This window comes from Roseovarius pacificus (genome assembly GCF_900142665.1).
Classification (GTDB): Bacteria; Pseudomonadota; Alphaproteobacteria; order Rhodobacterales; family Rhodobacteraceae; genus Roseovarius; species Roseovarius pacificus.
The window spans coordinates 82,328-99,988 of the sequence record NZ_FRBR01000009.1 but is presented as its reverse complement, the minus strand read 5'-3'; the positions used below and the strand labels follow the sequence as shown (position 1 = coordinate 99,988).

General features: G+C 58.1%; 19 protein-coding genes. 7 read left to right on the top strand and 12 right to left on the bottom strand.

Annotated elements, in window-relative coordinates; translation table 11 throughout:
- Positions 1-24: 24 nt before the first annotated feature.
- The 12 genes from BUB53_RS14900 to BUB53_RS14850 all read right to left on the bottom strand — a co-directional run bounded on the left by BUB53_RS14900 (position 25) and on the right by BUB53_RS14850 (position 5,988).
- On the bottom strand, positions 25-441 hold the full coding sequence (locus BUB53_RS14900) for a type II toxin-antitoxin system PemK/MazF family toxin (RefSeq protein ID WP_159437837.1): 417 nt from the start codon (positions 439-441) through the stop codon (positions 25-27).
- Positions 434-697 carry a type II toxin-antitoxin system prevent-host-death family antitoxin gene (locus BUB53_RS14895; protein ID WP_229709561.1) on the bottom strand — a complete coding sequence of 88 codons (264 nt, stop codon included), beginning with the start codon at positions 695-697 and terminating at the stop codon, positions 434-436. Before BUB53_RS14895 ends, BUB53_RS14900 begins: the two co-directional genes overlap by 8 nt.
- A 253-nt stretch (positions 698-950) precedes the next feature.
- A complete protein-coding gene (locus BUB53_RS14890; RefSeq protein WP_143163235.1) occupies positions 951-1,886 on the bottom strand; it encodes an endonuclease domain-containing protein in 936 nt (311 codons plus the stop codon).
- 166 nt (positions 1,887-2,052) lie between these two features.
- Positions 2,053-2,856, bottom strand: coding sequence for a metallophosphoesterase (locus BUB53_RS14885; RefSeq protein ID WP_073035569.1), 804 nt, complete (start codon positions 2,854-2,856; stop codon positions 2,053-2,055).
- 5 nt (positions 2,857-2,861) lie between these two features.
- A complete protein-coding gene (locus tag BUB53_RS14880; RefSeq protein ID WP_073035568.1) occupies positions 2,862-3,089 on the bottom strand; it encodes a hypothetical protein in 228 nt (75 codons plus the stop codon).
- A 1-nt stretch (position 3,090) separates the two neighbouring features.
- Positions 3,091-3,657: a metallophosphoesterase gene (locus BUB53_RS14875; RefSeq protein WP_073035630.1), complete on the bottom strand. Its 567-nt coding sequence runs from the start codon at positions 3,655-3,657 to the stop codon at positions 3,091-3,093.
- Between the two features lie 182 nt (positions 3,658-3,839).
- Positions 3,840-4,019, bottom strand: a complete 180-nt coding sequence (locus BUB53_RS14870; protein WP_073035567.1) for a hypothetical protein — start codon at positions 4,017-4,019, stop codon at positions 3,840-3,842.
- Between the two features lie 12 nt (positions 4,020-4,031).
- Entirely contained in the window at positions 4,032-4,328 is a 297-nt protein-coding gene (locus BUB53_RS14865) for a hypothetical protein (protein WP_143163234.1), read from the bottom strand.
- 4 nt (positions 4,329-4,332) lie between these two features.
- A complete protein-coding gene (locus BUB53_RS14860) occupies positions 4,333-5,166 on the bottom strand; it encodes a hypothetical protein (protein WP_073035565.1) in 834 nt (277 codons plus the stop codon).
- Positions 5,163-5,321: a hypothetical protein gene (locus tag BUB53_RS23005; protein WP_188745013.1), complete on the bottom strand. Its 159-nt coding sequence runs from the start codon at positions 5,319-5,321 to the stop codon at positions 5,163-5,165. Before BUB53_RS23005 ends, BUB53_RS14860 begins: the two co-directional genes overlap by 4 nt.
- Complete coding sequence (locus BUB53_RS14855) at positions 5,318-5,731, bottom strand: hypothetical protein (protein ID WP_073035564.1); 414 nt, start codon at positions 5,729-5,731, stop codon at positions 5,318-5,320. Before BUB53_RS14855 ends, BUB53_RS23005 begins: the two co-directional genes overlap by 4 nt.
- Entirely contained in the window at positions 5,719-5,988 is a 270-nt protein-coding gene (locus BUB53_RS14850) for a hypothetical protein (RefSeq protein ID WP_073035563.1), read from the bottom strand. The genes BUB53_RS14855 and BUB53_RS14850 overlap by 13 nt, the downstream gene beginning before the upstream one ends.
- 126 nt (positions 5,989-6,114) lie before the next feature.
- Between BUB53_RS14850 and BUB53_RS14845 the strand changes: the two genes are divergently transcribed.
- The 7 genes from BUB53_RS14845 (at position 6,115) to BUB53_RS14815 (ending at position 17,657) form a co-directional block, all read left to right on the top strand.
- Positions 6,115-6,363, top strand: coding sequence for a helix-turn-helix domain-containing protein (locus BUB53_RS14845; RefSeq protein WP_073035562.1), 249 nt, complete (start codon positions 6,115-6,117; stop codon positions 6,361-6,363).
- A gap of 104 nt (positions 6,364-6,467) precedes the next feature.
- Complete coding sequence (locus BUB53_RS14840) at positions 6,468-11,357, top strand: DEAD/DEAH box helicase (protein ID WP_073035561.1); 4,890 nt, start codon at positions 6,468-6,470, stop codon at positions 11,355-11,357.
- Entirely contained in the window at positions 11,354-12,772 is a 1,419-nt protein-coding gene (locus tag BUB53_RS14835) for an SIR2 family protein (protein WP_073035560.1), read from the top strand. The genes BUB53_RS14840 and BUB53_RS14835 overlap by 4 nt, the downstream gene beginning before the upstream one ends.
- Positions 12,772-14,859, top strand: a complete 2,088-nt coding sequence (locus BUB53_RS14830; RefSeq protein ID WP_073035559.1) for an ATP-binding protein — start codon at positions 12,772-12,774, stop codon at positions 14,857-14,859. Before BUB53_RS14835 ends, BUB53_RS14830 begins: the two co-directional genes overlap by 1 nt.
- A 320-nt stretch (positions 14,860-15,179) precedes the next feature.
- Positions 15,180-15,809, top strand: coding sequence for a helix-turn-helix domain-containing protein (locus BUB53_RS14825; protein ID WP_073035629.1), 630 nt, complete (start codon positions 15,180-15,182; stop codon positions 15,807-15,809).
- Positions 15,810-16,084: 275 nt separating this feature from the next.
- Positions 16,085-16,978: a class II glutamine amidotransferase gene (locus tag BUB53_RS14820; RefSeq protein WP_073035628.1), complete on the top strand. Its 894-nt coding sequence runs from the start codon at positions 16,085-16,087 to the stop codon at positions 16,976-16,978.
- 1 nt (position 16,979) lies between these two features.
- Complete coding sequence (locus BUB53_RS14815; RefSeq protein WP_073035558.1) at positions 16,980-17,657, top strand: GltB/FmdC/FwdC-like GXGXG domain-containing protein; 678 nt, start codon at positions 16,980-16,982, stop codon at positions 17,655-17,657.
- The last annotated feature ends 4 nt before the right edge of the window (positions 17,658-17,661 follow it).

Genomic DNA, 17,661 nt, shown 5'->3' with positions numbered 1-17,661 from the left:
CGGCGGACATGATTTTCCAGCCGATCAGTCTTGCCGGTTCACGATACGGGCTTTGCCGTCTTTGGCGGCATCTAGCAGGATGCCTTGTAGCCGCGCCGTGAATTTCGAACTGAATGCACCAAGCGGAGTTCGATCCTCAAAGACAAAGGAGCGCTCAAACACATCGCTGTTGAACTCGTCCAGCATGACCCAGCAGGGCTTTTCGGTATCAAGGCCCGCGCGTTTGGCCTCGATCTCAGGAACTTCAATAGTAATCCGCCCGTCCGTGGGTGGCTGCGTTGTGATGGGAACAATGAACAGCAATGTATTGCCGCCCGCGTTTGCCGTAGTGACGGCCATGCAGACCGGGCGAGGCTTGCGGCCTTCTGTTTCGCCCTGGATTTGCTGGCGCTTCCAAAGAAATGGATAGGTGAAGACGTCACCGGCGGCGGGCTTACGCATCTGGCTTAGCGCCACCGGCAAGGTCTCGTTCCAGAGCGGCGATCATCATGGCCTTCATCTCGGCGGACATATCCTCCAAGGTGTGCGCCTGCTGATCCGTTGTGCCTGTCAGCGCCTCGTAGCGCTCAAGGCTCATCAGCACGAACCGTGGCTTGCGATGCTTGGTGATCGCCACCGGCGCACGACTGGCCGCGTCGAGAATGTCACCCGTCTTGCGCGCCAGATCGGCGGCGGGAAAATTCTGAATGTCGGACATGCAAACCTCCTAGCTTGCCGTAATATACGTATTTTTCGCATAATGCGCAAGAGTGGAGGGCTTAGCTCGACGTCAAGATATCTATTCTCAATCGACAGTCCAGAGACAACAAAACGATGGCGTCCAGGCCAGCCCCACCTTCCCCTGCCATTTGAGGGGCGATGTCAGGTGGGGCTGGGTGTGCAACGGGAGCCGGAAAATCCACATGAGCGAGACGTCAAGTATCGAGCGATTGTGGGGTTTCCGGCGTATTTCAACGCTTGTCGTCAAACTCTGCCGAAATCTGTTCGTATATTTTTGCAAGTTCGGGGTCGGCATCCAATTTTGCTTGAAGGCGCTTCATTTTTTCATGAGCCTCCTGAGCGACGCGCTTGCGATCTTCTTCAGCCCATTTTTCTGCGCGCTCATTGAACTGCCTTAGTTCCGCGTTGATGTTGTTCATGCCAGCGGTGAAGCTGTCGAGACCATTTTCCACGGAGGCCGCGAGTCCGGACATGCTGAATTTTGGCCTCTTCGTTTGAGTCTTATGTTTTGCGATCATTCCATCCGCCCCATGCGCGCGGCTGGCGCGCGCCTTCGCCTTGCGGGCGAGCCAGCCTGAGCGCGCTTCGCGAACCTGCTTGATTGCATCATCGCGCTTGTAAAGCGTGACTTTTGCGGGAATGCGCAGGATTTCATAGCCTTTCGCCGCAAGCGCTTTGTCTCGTTCGGCATCGCGCTCGATGGCTTCGGGCGAGGAATGCCATTGTGCGCCATCGACTTCGACGATCAGGCCGTCGTCGATCAGGAAATCTAGGCGGTAATTCATCACCGGCACCTGCATCTGCAAGGTCAGCCCGCCGCCGCGTAAGCGGCCCTTTTCAGGTGTGAGATTGAAGGCTTCGACCATAGCGTCGAGAAAGGCGACTTCCGCCGGAGATTCGCAATGGTGCTGGAAATATCGGTGCCAGTTCTCGTCGTCTGCGGTCAGCGTTTCCAGCTTGCTGGGAGGACTGGGCTCATCTTTGTCCTTAGGACTGATCCACGCGGTGACGCCCCAAATCACCACGAGCTGCAATAGAATGAGCGGTGACGCGAACACGAAGACAAAGGTGAAGGCGGTCCAGCCGAATGCGGCCCAGAAAAGCCAATCGGGCTTATTGTTCGCGGCCCCCAGAATTCGTGCCACGACCAGAGACGCGGCGATCATTGCCTGAAATCCAATTACTGCCAGTGAAAGCACAAAAATCCCCAATGCTATCGGCTAAATTTTTGGATCATCTTCAATAGCTTTGTGTCATTTCCAAGAAGATTAGCGGGTTATGTCTGGTCGCAGCCCAATAGGGCCATAGCACTATCGCCCTATACCGCCACGCTCAGACCTCCAGCACGAATGCCGGATCGAACTCGACCTCTTCGCCCGGATATCCGCGCCCGTTCATGACGAAGCGGATGGGGCCGTGTTTGCCTTTGCCGGTCCACGTCTTGTTGTCGTGGCTGTGGCCGCAGATCCAGGTGTGGATGTCGAAGCCCTTGATCTCGCCCCATAGGTCGCTGGCGAACCCCGCACAGAGGGCGCGTTTGCTGTCATTGCCCACTTCGCGGGCTGGGTGGACGAGCTGGCGCACCGGGATATGGTGGGTCATGACGATGGTCGGCCCGGCATAGGGCTGGCACAGAGCGTCCCAGATCGCCGCTTTGTCCATCGCGTGATGGTCCAGCATCGTGCGCACGCAAAACATGCGCTTGGGCGTGACGCCGATCCGCCGATAGTCCATCAGGCAATCCCCGACCATGCCCCATGCGAGGCCCTCCAGCTCAGGGAAGAGCTTCAAGTCCGTCCAGAGCGGCGCGCCGATGATGCGGACGCCCGCGATCTCGGTGGTTGCGCCATGCAGCACGCGAATATCGAGTCCATCGGCGCGCAGCTCGGCAAGCTGGCGTTCCTCGTCGGCCAGAAGCTCCGACCAGATCGAGCCGTAAGGTTCGTGGTTGCCCCAGATTGCCACGACAGGGCAGCCATACTTGCGCGCGGCGTCTGCTGGAATATCCAGATGGCGACCCATGGTATGCGTGTCGCCCGCGATCAGCACCCCATCCACTGGCGCGGACAGGTCGGGAAGATCAAAGCCTTCCCAGAATTCATCATGCAGATCGCTCCAAAACAGAAAACGTGTCATCGCGCTTACTTCCGCATGATTTCAGGAAAGCGCTCTGGGTCGATCCACTGCTTGCCGTCTTTGGGTGCGCCCCATGGGTTGCCAAACTCTTTGCCCGCCGGGGCATCATCCAGCGTCAGATCGCGCGCGTTCACAGCGCGGCGGGCGCGCTTGTGCTCGGCTTTCTTGAACACTTTGTCGCTCGCGGCGGTGGTCATCCCGCAGATCGGGGTTTTCCGGTAGGACCGGGACATGTCAGAATTCCTTCGCCTTGTGCTCGACATCCGCCCAGTGCCTGTTCATCGGCAGGGTTTTGGCGCGGCGGGCAATATCCTCGAAACGAACCGGCATGAAATCCCAGACATCGACGCCCACGTTGACGCTGTTGCGCGACCCTTTCCAGTTGTTGTGGACGTGCCCGAAGATCTGAAGCGCGCCGCGCCGGGCGCGGTTCCAGGTGATCATGGGATAGTGGCACAGGGTATGCGCCTGGTCGTCGGGGCCATCCTTGACCTCCGCCAGGAGCGAAATGCTGTCCCACGGTAAGGCCAGTGTCGGCTCCAGATCGTGGTTGCCGATCACCAAGTGCTTACGCGCGCCCGGAAGCTGCCCGAAAAGGGTTTCCAGATAGCTGGCCTCTTTGGCCTTTGGCCCAAAGGCAAAGTCACCGATGATCCAAAGATCATCCTCGGGACGGACCCTAGACCACAGGTTCTCGATCAACACCGTGTCCATATGACCGGCATTGCGAAAGGGCCGCCCGCACAGCGCGATGACGTTCTCATGCCCGAAATGGGTGTCTGCCGTATACCAGTTGGTCATGTCCTTGCCTCCGTCATGCCTGATGGCGGCGGCGTCAGAGGCGTTGCGGTGATGGGAGATCATCTATCGGCGCACAGCTCGAAGCCGCCCGCCTGTCTCGCGGGCGCTAAATCAGGGTGATATGTGCGCGTACTGTGATCATATGGTTCTCATAGCCGGTTTGAACCGTTTTGGCCAGTTGCCTATGGCGCGCCGTTCACGAACTCCTCTGCGGCCTGATTGAGATGTGCCCAGTCTCGCACCCGTGCCTTCAGCTCCGCAAGCCGTGCGTCTTCAGCCGGAGTGCGGGGGCGCCCACAGAGGTCGGCCAGTTCCTTGCGGTCGGCTTGGTGATCTGGGCTGTCGATCCAATGAGTTTCCATGAGAGTGCTATCCTATTCCTTGCGGTGCCAAATCACATCCGAGACGTCTACCTTGCGGGCCTTGAGCAGGAAGAAGACGCCCACGCCCACAAAAGGCATCCCCCACCAGTTCATGCCCTTGCCGTCTATGAACGTGAGCGCAAACCCTATGAATATGACGACAGCAGCCGTCCAGTAGACCTTCAGGCGCTTGGCCCATTCGGGCGTCGTGTCCTTGATTGCCTGACAACTGGGGCAAACATCTGCCCGAGCGTCCATCTCAGTGTAGCAGAACGGGCAGGTCCGGGTTTCCGCTGTGCCATTTGTCATGGCATCACAGGTCCATGTCGGCGGGCGCGACTGGCGTGTCGGTGGTCAAGGCTTCGAGGATTTGACGATCCACCTCGGCCACATGCTGGCGGATCAGGTCGAAATCGGTCAGCGAAAAGCTGACGGTTGAGAGCTGCGCGCCGCCGCTAACCCCAACCGTGAACAGCGCCGTGCAACCAGGCATGATCGGCGTTTCACGGTGTTGGCGAAAACGGTATTCGGCATCGGCACTGAAGCCCGTTGAGCAGGGTCGATACTGGATCGTCTTGCGCGACCCAAACTGGCTGACGATGGTGATCTCATGCAGCGGCTGGCCGTCGAGATCGGGGATGAAACCCCCTTCGCCCCAAGCCCATGTTGCGCTGCTCCCGTCGCGCTTTGACGGCGGGCCATAGCGCTCTTCCAACTGCGCGATCAGCGCAGCGGGTTCGGGCAGGTTCTCGTTCGGCTCGCGGATTGTGCGCCGGATTTGCAGCACCCGCCCTCCCATGGCCTCGGTGGCCAGCGTGGCGTTGATCTCGGCGTAAGGATCGCGGCCCATGCGTGTGTGCAGCCCCACGCCCTGCGTCACCAGCTTCTGGTCGAAGGTCAGCGCAAAGGCGCGCCCCTCACCATTCTCGACCCGCAGAGCGACCTGTTCGGGCACGAGGATCAGCATCATCCGCTCCCCGAACATGCTGCTCGCCTCCATCGCCTCCGTTCCCGGCTGAATGTCGAGAATGGCGTAGGGGTACGGGCGCGGCTCCGGCGTTAACGTTTCGGTCAGGTGGTCTTGGGCTTGGGCTTGGGCGGCAATGGGCAGGAAGGCGGTGATAGCTGCAACAAGTAAATTCTTCATTTTTTCAAATCCTCTGCCGGAATATCGACGCCCGCATCGGCCAGCGCGCGGGCGATGAGCTGGCTCATCGACAGGCCGCGTTTGATAGCCTCCAGCCGCAGGGCCTTGTGGCCATCAGCGCTGATGTAGAACGAGGTGTGTTTCTGCTCGCTCATGCGGCGGCCTCGCGGCGCAGGGCGGCGAAACTGCGCAGCGCCATGGTCAGGGCCTCAAAGCTCATCGCGTGGTCGGTGAACACGGTGTTGCCCACCGTGACGCGCAAATCATAGCCGCCGCGCGCGCCCACCCGGATGTCAAACCGTGCCCCCGTTTCTGGCGCGTGCAGGCGGCGCGGGCTGTGCCAAAACTGCTCTTCATCGGCGGGAACCAGATCGGCCATCAGCCCGAGTTGCGCATCGAGCAGGATATCCAGAACGATGTCCAGCACCTCGGCGGCGCGTTCCTGATCCTCAATCGTCGCGTCGGTTTGGCTCTGTGTCACCCATTGCGGCGCGGTGAACTGGACGAGAAAAGCCTGCAAACGGCGCTGCGCGTCATCGGGATCGTGGAGGTTCAGCGATACCATTTTTCGCGCCCCTCCGATGCGACAAAGATCCCGGCGGCGATGGCGAAGGGGATGGCGGCAAGGCCAGCCAGCAGCATGAAGCCAATGACGTCGCCTGTTACAAGAAAGCCAAGCCCGACGAGGAGCGGTAGCAAACCAATCGCCGTTACGATGCCCGCCCGCGCCTTGAGGACGCGCCCGGTGAAGCCCGCACCCAGAACACCTTTCTTGGCGCCGCAGGACGGGCAGACGCGCGCCTCTTCATGGATATCAGTCATGTAGTGGGGGCATTGAGGCATGGGGCTACTCAGCACTTTGGTGTGAAAACGCCAAAGCAATAACCTGAAATGGGATAATCCTCAAGTGGGATTATCCGAATTCCGGATTTATTCGGAGTTCAAGATATGGGAAGAACCCTACGCAGTCCGGGGCATCTGGCCCTCATGGCGGCATTGAAGCAGGCGCGGCTGGACGCTGGGCTGACGCAGACCGAGCTGGCAGATCGCCTCGAACGGCCCCAGTCCTTCGTCGCGAAATACGAGAACGGTGAGCGGAGGGTGGAAGTCGTCGAGTTCGTGCAGATCGTGAGAGCTATCGGCTGTGATGGTCGTGCGATCCTAGACGATGTGGGGCGTGCCGAAGCCGGAAGGTGATACATTCACTGGTGGATTCAATCCGTTGAAACCGCTAGAAAATGAATAACAATAGGTAAGACGACTCGTCACCGAATAAGGCGGGATTTGAGGGTTTTGGGCGGATGCAGCTACAAGAATTGTTGAATGCGTATCGTGAATCTGCGCGGAGCGAGCGCGAGAAGGGCGACTATTTCGAGCGGTTGGTTCGCGTCTTCCTTGAGAACGACGACACACAGAAGCAGTACTACTCTGAGGTGGTGCCGTTCGCCGATTGGGCGAAAGCGCAGGGTTGGAGCAAGACGGACACCGGGATTGATCTCGTCGCCACACTCGCGGATGGTTCTGGATACGCGGCCATCCAGTGCAAGTTCTACGCGCCGAACCACAGCATCCAGAAACCCGACATCGACAGCTTCATCTCGGCGGCGTCAAATGATCTGTTCACACGCCTGATCATCGCCGACACCACTCGCAAGGAGTTTGGCAGGAACGCCAGCGAAACTCTCGACAAGCTGTCAAAGGACTGGAACAGGATCGGGATTAATGAGCTTGAAGCGAGCCGGATCGACTGGTCGCAGTTCATCCGCACCGGCACGATCAGCCTTGCCCCCAAGAAGCAGCTTCGAGACCATCAGCGCGATGCGCTGAAAGAAGTCATGGATGGTTTTGCCGAGGCTGATCGGGGCAAACTGATCATGGCTTGCGGCACCGGCAAGACCTTTACAGGGCTGCGGATTGCCGAAACCATCGCGGGCAAAGGCAAACGTGTGCTCTTCATGGTGCCGTCGCTCGCGCTCATGTCGCAAACCGTGCGCGAGTGGAAGAACGACTGCCAAGAGGATTTTACCGCGTTTTCGGCCTGTTCCGATACCAAGGTCGGGCGCAACGCCGATGCCGACAGCCTTGATCTTAACGTCCATGATCTGGCCTTCCCCGCGACGACTGACCCGGAGCGGCTGGCTCGTCAGGTCAATGACGCCCCCACCGACAAAATGACGGTCGTTTTCTCGACCTATCACTCGATTGACGTGCTGACACGGGCGCAAAAACAATATGGGCTGCCTGAGTTCGATATGGTTATATGTGACGAGGCACACCGCACGACCGGCGTCACGCTTAAGGACGAGGACGACAGCAACTTCGTCCGCATCCACAGCAATGATCATGTGGCTGCAAAAAAACGGCTCTACATGACGGCCACGCCCCGGATTTTTGGGGATGCAGCAAAGCGCAAGGCTGATGACCACGACGCCGAGCTGGCCTCGATGGACGATGAGAGCAAGTTCGGCAAAGACCTTTTCCATCGTGGGTTCGGCTGGGCCGTCGAGAACGAACTACTGACCGATTACAAGGTGGTCGTGCTGGCCGTGGATGAAGGGCTGATCTCGACCACCATCCAGAACCGCCTCAAGGACGGCGCGGAGCTGACCCTTGACGACGCCACCAAGATTATCGGCTGCTACAAGGCGCTGACCAAATCCGACCTCGCCGCCGATCTGGAATTCGATCCGCGCCCTATGCGCCGCGCGCTGGCCTTCTGCCAGAGCATCGCGAAATCCAAGATCATCGAGGACGAATTCGCGCAGGTTGTCGAGGAATACACCGGCAACGAGCTGATCGACGACGCCCGTCATCTCTACACCGAAGTGCGCCACATCGACGGGAGCTTCAACGCCGGTGCGCGTGAGGAAATGCTGAATTGGCTCAAGGCCGATGCGGGCGATGATACCTGCCGCATCCTGACCAACGCCAAGGTGCTCTCCGAGGGCGTGGACGTGCCTGCGCTGGACGCGATCATGTTCATGCACCCGCGCAAGAGCCAGATCGACGTGGTGCAATCCGTGGGCCGCGTGATGCGTCGCGCCGAGGGCAAGAAGCTTGGCTATGTCATCCTGCCCGTGGCCATCCCGCCCAATACCAAGCCCGAAGAAGCGTTGAACGACAACGAACGCTACAAGGTCGTCTGGCAAATCCTCAACGCCCTGCGCGCCCACGATGAACGCCTCGACGCCCGCATCAACCAAGCCAAGATCGGCGAGGATATCAGCGACAAGGTGGAGCTGGTCCGCATCTCCTCGGAATCCGAGTTGCGCGAACTGACCGCCGTGGTCGATGACTTTGCCACCTCCAAGGCCAAGCCCGCCAAAAGATCGGATATCGGCCGCGATACGCTCGAACGCCGCCAAAGCGATGCGATCAACGAGCAAGGTGAATTTGTCTTTGACGAATTCACCCGCGCCATCATGGCCAAGATCGTCGAGAAATGCGGCACCCGCGAATATTGGGATACCTGGGCCAAAGACATCGCCAAGATCGCCCAGACCCATATCACCCGCATCACCACCATCGTGGCCAAGGACGGGCCGGAACGTACCGCTTTCCTCGCCTTCCTTGAGGAGCTGCATGACGACCTGAACCCCGAGATTTCCGAGGCAGAGGCGATTGAGATGCTGGCCCAGCACCTTATCACCAAGCCGGTCTTTGACGCGCTCTTCAAGGGCAGCCGCTTCACCAAGGAAAATCCCGTCTCCCGCGCGATGGAGATCGTGTTGGGCCAGCTTCATGAACACAATCTGGAAAAGGAATCCGACAGCCTCGCCAAATTCTACGCCAGCGTGGAACGCCGCGCGGCGGATGTGAAAACCGCGCAGGGCCGCCAGACGCTCATCACCGAGCTGTACGACAAGTTCTTCCGGACAGCCTTCCCCGTGCTCACCGCGCGGCTTGGCATCGTCTACACCCCGGTCGAGGTGGTGGATTTCATCATCCATTCGGTCAATGACGTGCTGAAATCGCAATTCGGCCAGACGCTTGGATCGAAGGGCGTGCATATACTTGACCCCTTCACCGGCACCGGCACCTTCATCACCCGCCTGCTGCAATCGGGCCTGATCGCGCCCGATGAGCTGGAACACAAATACAAGCACGAGATCCACGCCAACGAGATCGTGCTCTTGGCCTATTACATCGCCGCCGTGAACATTGAGACGGTCTATCACGAACTGGCCTATGGCTCGCTATCCGCCAACGCGCCCTATGACCCGTTCGAGGGCATCCTGCTGACCGACACCTTCCAGATGTATGAGCAGGAACGCGACATGGTCGCCAACCTCTTGCCCGACAACTCGGAACGCCGGACCAAGCAAAAGGCGCTGGATATTCGGGTTATCATCGGCAATCCGCCCTATTCGGCGGGGCAGGAAAGTGCGAACGACAACGCCCAGAAGGTCAATTACCCGCAGCTGGACGGCTCCATCCGCGATACCTACGCCGCACATTCAACTGCGTCTCTGAAAACAGCGCTCTACAATAGCTACATTCGGGCGTTTCGGTGGGCGAGCGAACGGATTGGTGACGCAGGCGTCATGGCTTTTGTTTCGGGCAGTGCATGGATTGAACGGTCATATGCCGACGGGATGCGAAAGTGTCTGGCCGAAGAGTTCAGCGATCTTTACGTCTTTCACCTTCGTGGTGACATCCGCAAAAACATGCTTTCAAAAGGCGCCGCGCGCGAGGGACAAAACGTATTCGCTTCGGGCAGCATGACCGGTATTTCCATTGCCGTGCTGGTCAAGAACCCGAAAGCACAGAAGCACGGGCAGATCCATTTCCATGATATCGGCCCGGACCTGACGACCACGCAGAAGCTCAAGATCATCCGCGACTTTGCCTCGGTCGATGGCATTTCCAAGGCTGGCGGCTGGAGCACGATCACGCCTGATGAAAAAAACGACTGGCTCGATCAGGTGGACAGCAGTTTTGACAAGTTTATGTTGCTTGGCGACAAGCGCAATAAAGACGAGCCCCTGATCTTCGAGGATTTCTCGAATGGCCTGAAAACCCAGCGAGACGCTTGGGCCTACAATTTCTCGCCTGCCAAGCTGGCGGCCAATATGGGCCGGATGATCGAGGCCTATAACGAGGCGGTTGATCAGGTGGGCGGACAGTCCATCGACGACATAAAGAAGGCCGTCGATTACGACTCCACGCGCATTTCGTGGAGCGACCACCTGTTTGCGGGCGTAAAACGTGGCGCGCGCGCCACTGCGGATAGTGGGGTTGCGGCGCAATCTCTTTACCGCCCGTTTGAACGCTCATGGGCGTTTTACTCTGCACAGTTCAATGATCGTCGCGGTCAACTTCCGCGCATTTTCCCAAATGACGACGTGAATAATCTGGTCATTCAGGTGTCAGGCATCGGAGCACGGGCAGGATTTTCCGCGCTAATGATGAACTCCCTGCCAAATCTACACACCGTCGATTCCGGCCAGTGTTTCCCCCTCTACTTGTTTGGAGAGGAGCAACCCGATGACGGCCTCTTCGCCACCTCAGGCGATCAGGCGGGCGGCCTCACCCGCCGCGACGCGATCACCGATGAAGGCCTCGCGCATTTCCAAGCCGCCTATCCGGGGGAAAAGATCAGCAAGGAAGATCTGTTCTATTACATCTACGGCCTGCTGCACTCGCCCGACTACCGCGAGCGTTTCGCCAACAACCTCGCCAAGCAACTCCCCCGCATCCCGGCGGTCAAAACCTTTGCCGACTTCGCCGCCTTCCGCGACGCAGGCCGAGCGCTTGGTGATCTGCATGTGAACTTTGAATCCGTCACGCCCTACATGGTCACGTTCAAGGAAGGCGACCACCGCCTGATCCCCGAGGCCGAGGCGAACCCCAAGAAATTCTACCGCGTCAAAAAGATGAAGTTTGGTGGCAAGGGCAAGGAAAAGGACCGCACCACCGTCATCTACAACGAACACATCACCATGCAGAACATCCCGCTGGAGGCCTATGATTACGTCGTCAACGGCAAGCCCGCGCTGGAATGGGTGATGGAACGGCAGGTGGTCAAAACCGACAAGGCCAGCGGCATCGTCAACGATGCCAACGACTATGCCAACGAAACGGTTGGCGACCCGCGCTACCCGCTGGAACTGTTCCAACGCGTGATCACGGTGAGCCTTGAGACGATGCGGATTGTAAACGGCCTGCCGGGGCTGGAGATTAGTACATGACCGAAATAACTCCGTACAAGCTGTTGTCGCCTGTCTCGGCGGGAGAAAGCGATGACCTTCTGAAAGGTAAGACACCCGAAGAGGGTATTCGCCGTATTCAAGCGCTCCTCGCGGATTGGCTCAGGATGGAGAACGTTGTCGTTCTGACCGCGGCGGGATGCTCTGTCGGTTGCGGCGGCCGTCTTATGGCGGGACCCAAGGCCAACAATCTTGAATGCCTCGTGCTTGATGCAATTTCGCACACGCCTGTCCCTGAAGCGGCAAAGGCCGTTATTCGACACAGAATGTCAGAGTGGCCCGACGGCGGCTACGGCCCTCTCGGTTTTGAAGATTGGCTCAGCTATTTATTCAACGTCTCAGGCCTGACGTCATCCAACCAATCGCCGATCCATTCCATTGAATGGAAGGGCAAGAATACCGAGGGAGGCGAAACCCCGCTCAGCATTTCCGATCACGACCTCGGCGAACTGCGTTCGCGGATCGAGAAGGCGATCTTTGCGGAATGTGCGCTACAAATCAACCGGAAGGAGCTGTCTGGTGCAAGCACGGAAGGCACTTCCGGTCACATACCGTTCTTAGCGAAGCTGAGTGCCCGCGATACCAATCTTGGTCGTACCCACCTCTTTACGCTCAACTATGACACGTTGTTCGAGCAAGCGATGGAAGAGTTGGGTATCCAGTACTTTGACGGATTTTCAGGCAAGACCAGTTCTCGGTTTGATCCGGCAATTTACGGCCTCGATATTTACTACCCTGGCGATGTGGCCGAAGGGCGTGTCCGGCGTTTCGACAAGTTCATGCAGTTTTATAAGTTGCATGGTTCGCTTCATTGGTATGTCGATGACGCGGGCATCTACAGGGCGCGTCACCGCGATCTTTCCTTCGCTGGCTCATATCGCACTGCGTCAGCAGAGGATAAAGCTATCGCCCTTGAATCTGAAGCGTTCTCGGGTGTCGGTTCGTTCGGAATCCTCCCGACATCACAGAAATTCACGCAGACATTGGGCATGCCGTACGCGCATCTCTTCCGGCTTTTCCATGCGCGCCTGAACCAGCCGCAGACTTTTCTTCTCGTGATGGGGTACGGGTTCGGCGACGATCATGTCACACGTATCATCGAAACGGCCCTAATGAACCCCTCGCTCGTAATGCTTGTGGTTGAGCCGAACCCTGACAGCGAGATTGTGAGGCGGATTCGCCGCTACCAGAGCCTCGGCCAACGGGCATTCGTACTGACCGAGCGCTTGTGCGAAGGAGAGAGTTGCACCTACGGCACTGCGACATTCTCCGACTTTGCACGCAACGTGATGCCCGATGTGAAGTGGCTCGACGACTATAGGCGCTTGCGCGTGTTCGAAGAGCAAATCCGGAAGACCGATGACCGTGGTCAGCAAGGTGACGCAGGAGGCGCTTGATGGAGCAACCCCGTATCATCGGCCATGTTGTCTCCGTCAATGGTTTCCGGCTGAAAGTTGAACTATCGCCGGATGCCAAATCATCTGCTCGCGCAACACCCGATGGCGTCCAGCGGGCTGTGGCGATCAACTCCTTTCTGACCTTCGATCTTGGTGCAGGTTCGCACGCCATAGGTATTTTGAGCGATTTGGAAGCACGCGAGAGCTATGATCCGAGCCGAGATGAAGAACTGTCACTCGAACTCACCAAGCCGCGCCGGATCGCGTCCGTACAGCTATTGGGTACGGTGAAGCAGACACGGCCTCATGGATGGAAATTTGATACGGGAATAACCGTCCTTCCTACCCTCGATACGCCCGCCGAAGTGGCCGACCACGATGTGCTTGAGGGCATTTTTTCCTATCCTCCCAAGCGAAACTGTCCCGCTGGATACCACGACGAAGACTATGACTATCCGCTGGAAATCGGGCACCAAGCGGGCGACGAGAACACCCACGTCAAAGCGTCGTTCAACGATCTTTTTTCCCGTCCACTTGCGGTTGTCGGAAATACAGGGTCGGGAAAGTCTTACACGGTTGCCAGCATTTTACGCGGCATCATTGAGCACAGCGCCTTCACCGTCGTCGAGAATGCCGAGCCCCATATCTTCATTCTCGATATCAACGGGGAATACGCCAACGCGTTTCTGTCACAAGAGAGCGCTTCATACGCGCGCGAGCCGAACAAGGTCTATCTGAATGGTCAAGAATTTTGTCTCCCCGTTTGGTTGATGAACGGGGAAGAGATCTGCGATTGGTTACAGGCCTCGGAAGCTACGCAAGAGCCCGTGCTCAAGGATTGGTGGTCGATTTCAAAAGCATCGCGCGCCGGAGCAGAAGCTTACGACCCTTTGCAAGTTGCCATCGGGAAAATCGACTCGGCTCTTGCATGGCTAGATGATCCGCGATCACCTGCTGGAGGTAGTTTCGATGTCTTTATCGACCACGCGTCGCAATATGCCACGGCCATTGACTGGGATGGTTTAAACAGACTCGCCAATTGGACGCCGAATTCCAGCGATCAATGGCGCAAGGTGTCGAATGACCGTGCGGTACGGGATCGTCTTGTACAAATACGCGCGAAACTGCTTGAGGCGATTTCGGCACGGCAGCATGAAGGTATCAATTTCGCGAAGACAGCCGACTCACCGCGTTTTGTTCCCGTGCACGAGTTTCGCGATCCGCACCTTGTAGACCGCACGCCTGATCAGGAAAGCAGCAAGAAGATCGACCAATATCTGCTGACCCTGAAACTCAGGCTGCGCACGCGCCTCGATGACCGCCGCTGGCAATCCTTCTTTTCCTATGAAGATCAGGGCATTCGGTCGTTTGAAGGCTGGATCAAGAAGCTCGGAATCTCACAATCGGATGGTGCACGCGTGTCCATAATGGACTTTTCGATGCTTGCAGCCGAGGTACTGCCGTTCGCTTGCGCTCTGCTTGGGCGCTTGCTGCTCGAAACCCGTGAGATGCTGCGACCTGAGATCCGCAGTCGCTATCCATGGGTTCTGGTTCTAGAGGAGGCTCACAATTATGCGCGACCGCCGGGACGCGCCGAGGATCGGGGGCATCGCTTGTCCCGTCGCGCTTTTGAAAGGGTAGCGAAAGAAGGACGAAAATTCGGGCTTTCACTTATTGTTGCAAGCCAGCGACCAAGCGAAGTGAGTCCTACAATAGTCAGCCAATGCGCCAACTTCTTTTCGCATCGCCTCCAGAATCCAGATGACATTGATCATTTTCGTCGGATCATACCTAAACAAGCGCAACGACTTCTGGATCAGGTAACTGTACTTGCGTCTGGTGAGGCCATTGTATTCGGGAGCGCGTTTCATGTGCCTGTCCGTGTTCAAGTGAAGCTGCCGTCGAAAGAGCCTTGGAGCGCTACGGCTGCACCATACGTCGATTGGAAAAGTGATAATGCATTCCCATTGTCTGATGTGATCAATGATTGGGGGTTAGGGATTGAGGACAATGTAGAACCAGAAGTCGATGCTGGCTCTAATGCGCCACCGGACTCATCTTCCGTCGATGATGAAATACCGTTCTGATTCGCTCAGCGTTCTCGCGGACGGCGAAGTGATGTGCAAACAGCGAGAACCGTTGGCTCTGTGGTATGAAATGTGGTATCTTCATCAGTATATTTCGGATTTTTATTTTATATTAATACGTTGTGAGATATAGTGTGGGGACTTCGTCTCCGCCATCCACCAAAATTTCTGTCGCTTGACTGGTTGCGCGGATCGATGGCCGTTTGGGATCGGTGCCGTTCGTGGTGTGGATGGCGCGGAATTTTGACGATACTTGCATTTCCCCTCCGGATTTTTGATCTTGGGATGCCGCTGATCCGGCGGTGCTGACAGGAGTCATGATGGCGGAAAGCAAGCTGAGCCAAGACCCGCACAAGTTGCGTGAAGGGCGCGAGAAGAATCTCGAGATCGCGATCGGGCGTGAGGTGCGTGATCTGCGCCGGGCCCGGGGCATGACGGTGGCCGATCTGGCGGCTGCGGCGGGGTTGTCGGTCGGGATGTTGTCGAAGATCGAGAATGGTTTGACATCGCCGTCGCTGACCACTCTGCAAGGTCTGTCCAGCGCTCTGAGCGTGCCGGTGACAAGTTTCCTGCGCCGTTTTGAGGAGCGGCGCGAGGCGGTTCACGTCAGGGCGGGGGAGGCGCTTGAGATCGAGCGCGCCGGAACGCGCGCGGGGCATCAGTACAATCTGCTGGGGCATCTGGGGGCGAATAGTAGTGGCGTGGTGGTCGAGCCTTACCTGATTACCCTGAGCGAGGAATCCGACGTCTTCCCGACCTTCCAGCATGAGGGCGTCGAACTTCTGTATATTCTGGAAGGGGAGGTCGGCTATCGGTATGGCGACCAGAGTTTTCACCTCAAGCCCGGTGACAGCCTGTTTTTCGATGCCGACGCCCCGCATGGCCCGGACGATTTGAAGAAACTGCCGATCCGGTATCTTTCCGTCATCTCGTATCCGCAGGGTAATTGAGCGGGCAGGCCGGGTTCGAGCGGGGCGTTGGCCCCGTCTACCCGTCTACATGAGAATCATCAGCAGAACGTCCCCGGACCGATGGCGGCATCGGTCTGGGAAATGGCCGTATTCGTCTGAGGGGAACTGTTTCTAGCTCAAGGTGCGGCTTCCCATGAGGAAAAAACAGGCCTATCCGGCCTTGAAAATATTCCTCAGTGGAAAATTAAATTCTTTTATTGAAACTTGCACAGCTTGGCGCTAGCCTCGATTCTGACAGATTTATGGAGGCGTCGATGTGTGGAATCGTCGGACTGTTTTTGAAGGACAAATCGCTGGAGCCGCAGCTTGGGGCATTGCTGACCGATATGCTGGTCACGATGACCGACCGAGGCCCTGACAGCGCTGGCATTGCGATCTATTCCGAGGATCGCGAAGGCTTTGCCAAGCTGACCGTGCAAATGAACGACCCCGCAGGGTTCGAAGGGCTTGGCGACGAGATGTCGAAGGCGCTTGGCACCGATGTCAGTGTCGAGGTCAAGGATACCCATGCGGTGATCGAACTGGCCGAGGCCAAGCTGGACGAGGCCCGTGCCGCACTGGCTGAACTGCGCCCCGAGGCGCGGATCATGAGCCAGGGCGAGGTCATCGAAATCTACAAGGAGGTGGGCTTGCCCGCCGATGTGGCAAAGCGTTTCGATATCGCTCATCAGCATGGCACCCACGGGATCGGGCACACGCGGATGGCGACCGAGTCGGCGGTGACGACCCTTGGGGCGCACCCGTTCTCGACCGGCGCGGATCAGTGCCTTGTGCACAACGGCTCGCTGAGCAATCACAATTCGCTGCGCCGCAAGCTGGCGCGTGAAGGCATCAAGGTGAACACGCTGAACGATACCGAGGTCGCCGCCGCTTACCTGACGTGGAAGATGCAGCAGGGCAAGAGCCTGGGCGATGCGCTGGAGGCGAGCCTCGAGGATCTGGACGGGTTCTTCAACTTTGTGGTGGGTACCAAGGACGGGTTCGGTGTTGTCCGCGATCCGATCAGCTGCAAGCCCGCCGTGATGGCCGAAACCGATCAGTATGTCGCCTTCGGCAGCGAATACCGCGCGCTGGTGAACCTGCCCGGTATCGAGGATGCCCGCGTATGGGAGCCGGAACCCGCAACCGTTTATTTCTGGAAGCACTGACATGCAGACATTCGATTTGGAAGCCAACGGCCTGCGTGGCCTGAACGAAGCGCTACAGGCGCAGAGCCAGACAACCAATGCCACGGCGTGGGAGGTTGTGAACCCCCGCGGGTCTCATGCGGTCGCTGTCGGGCTGGATGCCCCGATCGAAGTGACCGTCAAGGGTTCGACCGGGTATTACTGCGCCGGCATGAACAAGCAGGCTACGATTCACGTCGAGGGCAGCGCCGGGCCGGGCGTGGCCGAGAACATGATGAGCGGCACGGTGATCGTCGAGGGCGACGCCAGCCAGTATGCCGGGGCTACCGGGCATGGCGGTTTGCTTGTCATCAAGGGGAATGCCAGCAGTCGCTGCGGGATTTCGATGAAGGGCATCGACATCGTGGTGCAGGGCAATGTGGGCCATATGTCGGCCTTCATGGCGCAAAAGGGCAATCTTGTGGTCTGCGGCGATGCGGGCGATGCACTGGGGGATTCGATCTACGAGGCACGGCTTTTCGTGCGTGGTTCGGTCAAGAGCCTTGGCGCGGACTGTGTCGAGAAAGAGATGCGCCCCGAGCATCTGGAAATCCTGGCCGACCTGATCGAACGGTCGGGCGTGGACGCCAAGCCGGAAGAGTTCAGGCGCTACGGCTCGGCCCGCAAGCTATACAACTTCGACATCGACAACGCCTACTGAGGAG

Coding starts and splice junctions, on each gene's coding strand:
- BUB53_RS14900 (WP_159437837.1), bottom strand. CDS start 441: ATGCGTAAGCCCGCCGCCGGTGACGTCTTCACCTATCCATTTCTTTGG.
- BUB53_RS14895 (WP_229709561.1), bottom strand. CDS start 697: ATGTCCGACATTCAGAATTTTCCCGCCGCCGATCTGGCGCGCAAGACG.
- BUB53_RS14890 (WP_143163235.1), bottom strand. CDS start 1,886: ATGATCGCCGCGTCTCTGGTCGTGGCACGAATTCTGGGGGCCGCGAAC.
- BUB53_RS14885 (WP_073035569.1), bottom strand. CDS start 2,856: ATGACACGTTTTCTGTTTTGGAGCGATCTGCATGATGAATTCTGGGAA.
- BUB53_RS14880 (WP_073035568.1), bottom strand. CDS start 3,089: ATGTCCCGGTCCTACCGGAAAACCCCGATCTGCGGGATGACCACCGCC.
- BUB53_RS14875 (WP_073035630.1), bottom strand. CDS start 3,657: ATGACCAACTGGTATACGGCAGACACCCATTTCGGGCATGAGAACGTC.
- BUB53_RS14870 (WP_073035567.1), bottom strand. CDS start 4,019: ATGGAAACTCATTGGATCGACAGCCCAGATCACCAAGCCGACCGCAAG.
- BUB53_RS14865 (WP_143163234.1), bottom strand. CDS start 4,328: ATGACAAATGGCACAGCGGAAACCCGGACCTGCCCGTTCTGCTACACT.
- BUB53_RS14860 (WP_073035565.1), bottom strand. CDS start 5,166: ATGAAGAATTTACTTGTTGCAGCTATCACCGCCTTCCTGCCCATTGCC.
- BUB53_RS23005 (WP_188745013.1), bottom strand. CDS start 5,321: ATGAGCGAGCAGAAACACACCTCGTTCTACATCAGCGCTGATGGCCAC.
- BUB53_RS14855 (WP_073035564.1), bottom strand. CDS start 5,731: ATGGTATCGCTGAACCTCCACGATCCCGATGACGCGCAGCGCCGTTTG.
- BUB53_RS14850 (WP_073035563.1), bottom strand. CDS start 5,988: ATGACTGATATCCATGAAGAGGCGCGCGTCTGCCCGTCCTGCGGCGCC.
- BUB53_RS14845 (WP_073035562.1), top strand. CDS start 6,115: ATGGGAAGAACCCTACGCAGTCCGGGGCATCTGGCCCTCATGGCGGCA.
- BUB53_RS14840 (WP_073035561.1), top strand. CDS start 6,468: ATGCAGCTACAAGAATTGTTGAATGCGTATCGTGAATCTGCGCGGAGC.
- BUB53_RS14835 (WP_073035560.1), top strand. CDS start 11,354: ATGACCGAAATAACTCCGTACAAGCTGTTGTCGCCTGTCTCGGCGGGA.
- BUB53_RS14830 (WP_073035559.1), top strand. CDS start 12,772: ATGGAGCAACCCCGTATCATCGGCCATGTTGTCTCCGTCAATGGTTTC.
- BUB53_RS14825 (WP_073035629.1), top strand. CDS start 15,180: ATGGCGGAAAGCAAGCTGAGCCAAGACCCGCACAAGTTGCGTGAAGGG.
- BUB53_RS14820 (WP_073035628.1), top strand. CDS start 16,085: ATGTGTGGAATCGTCGGACTGTTTTTGAAGGACAAATCGCTGGAGCCG.
- BUB53_RS14815 (WP_073035558.1), top strand. CDS start 16,980: ATGCAGACATTCGATTTGGAAGCCAACGGCCTGCGTGGCCTGAACGAA.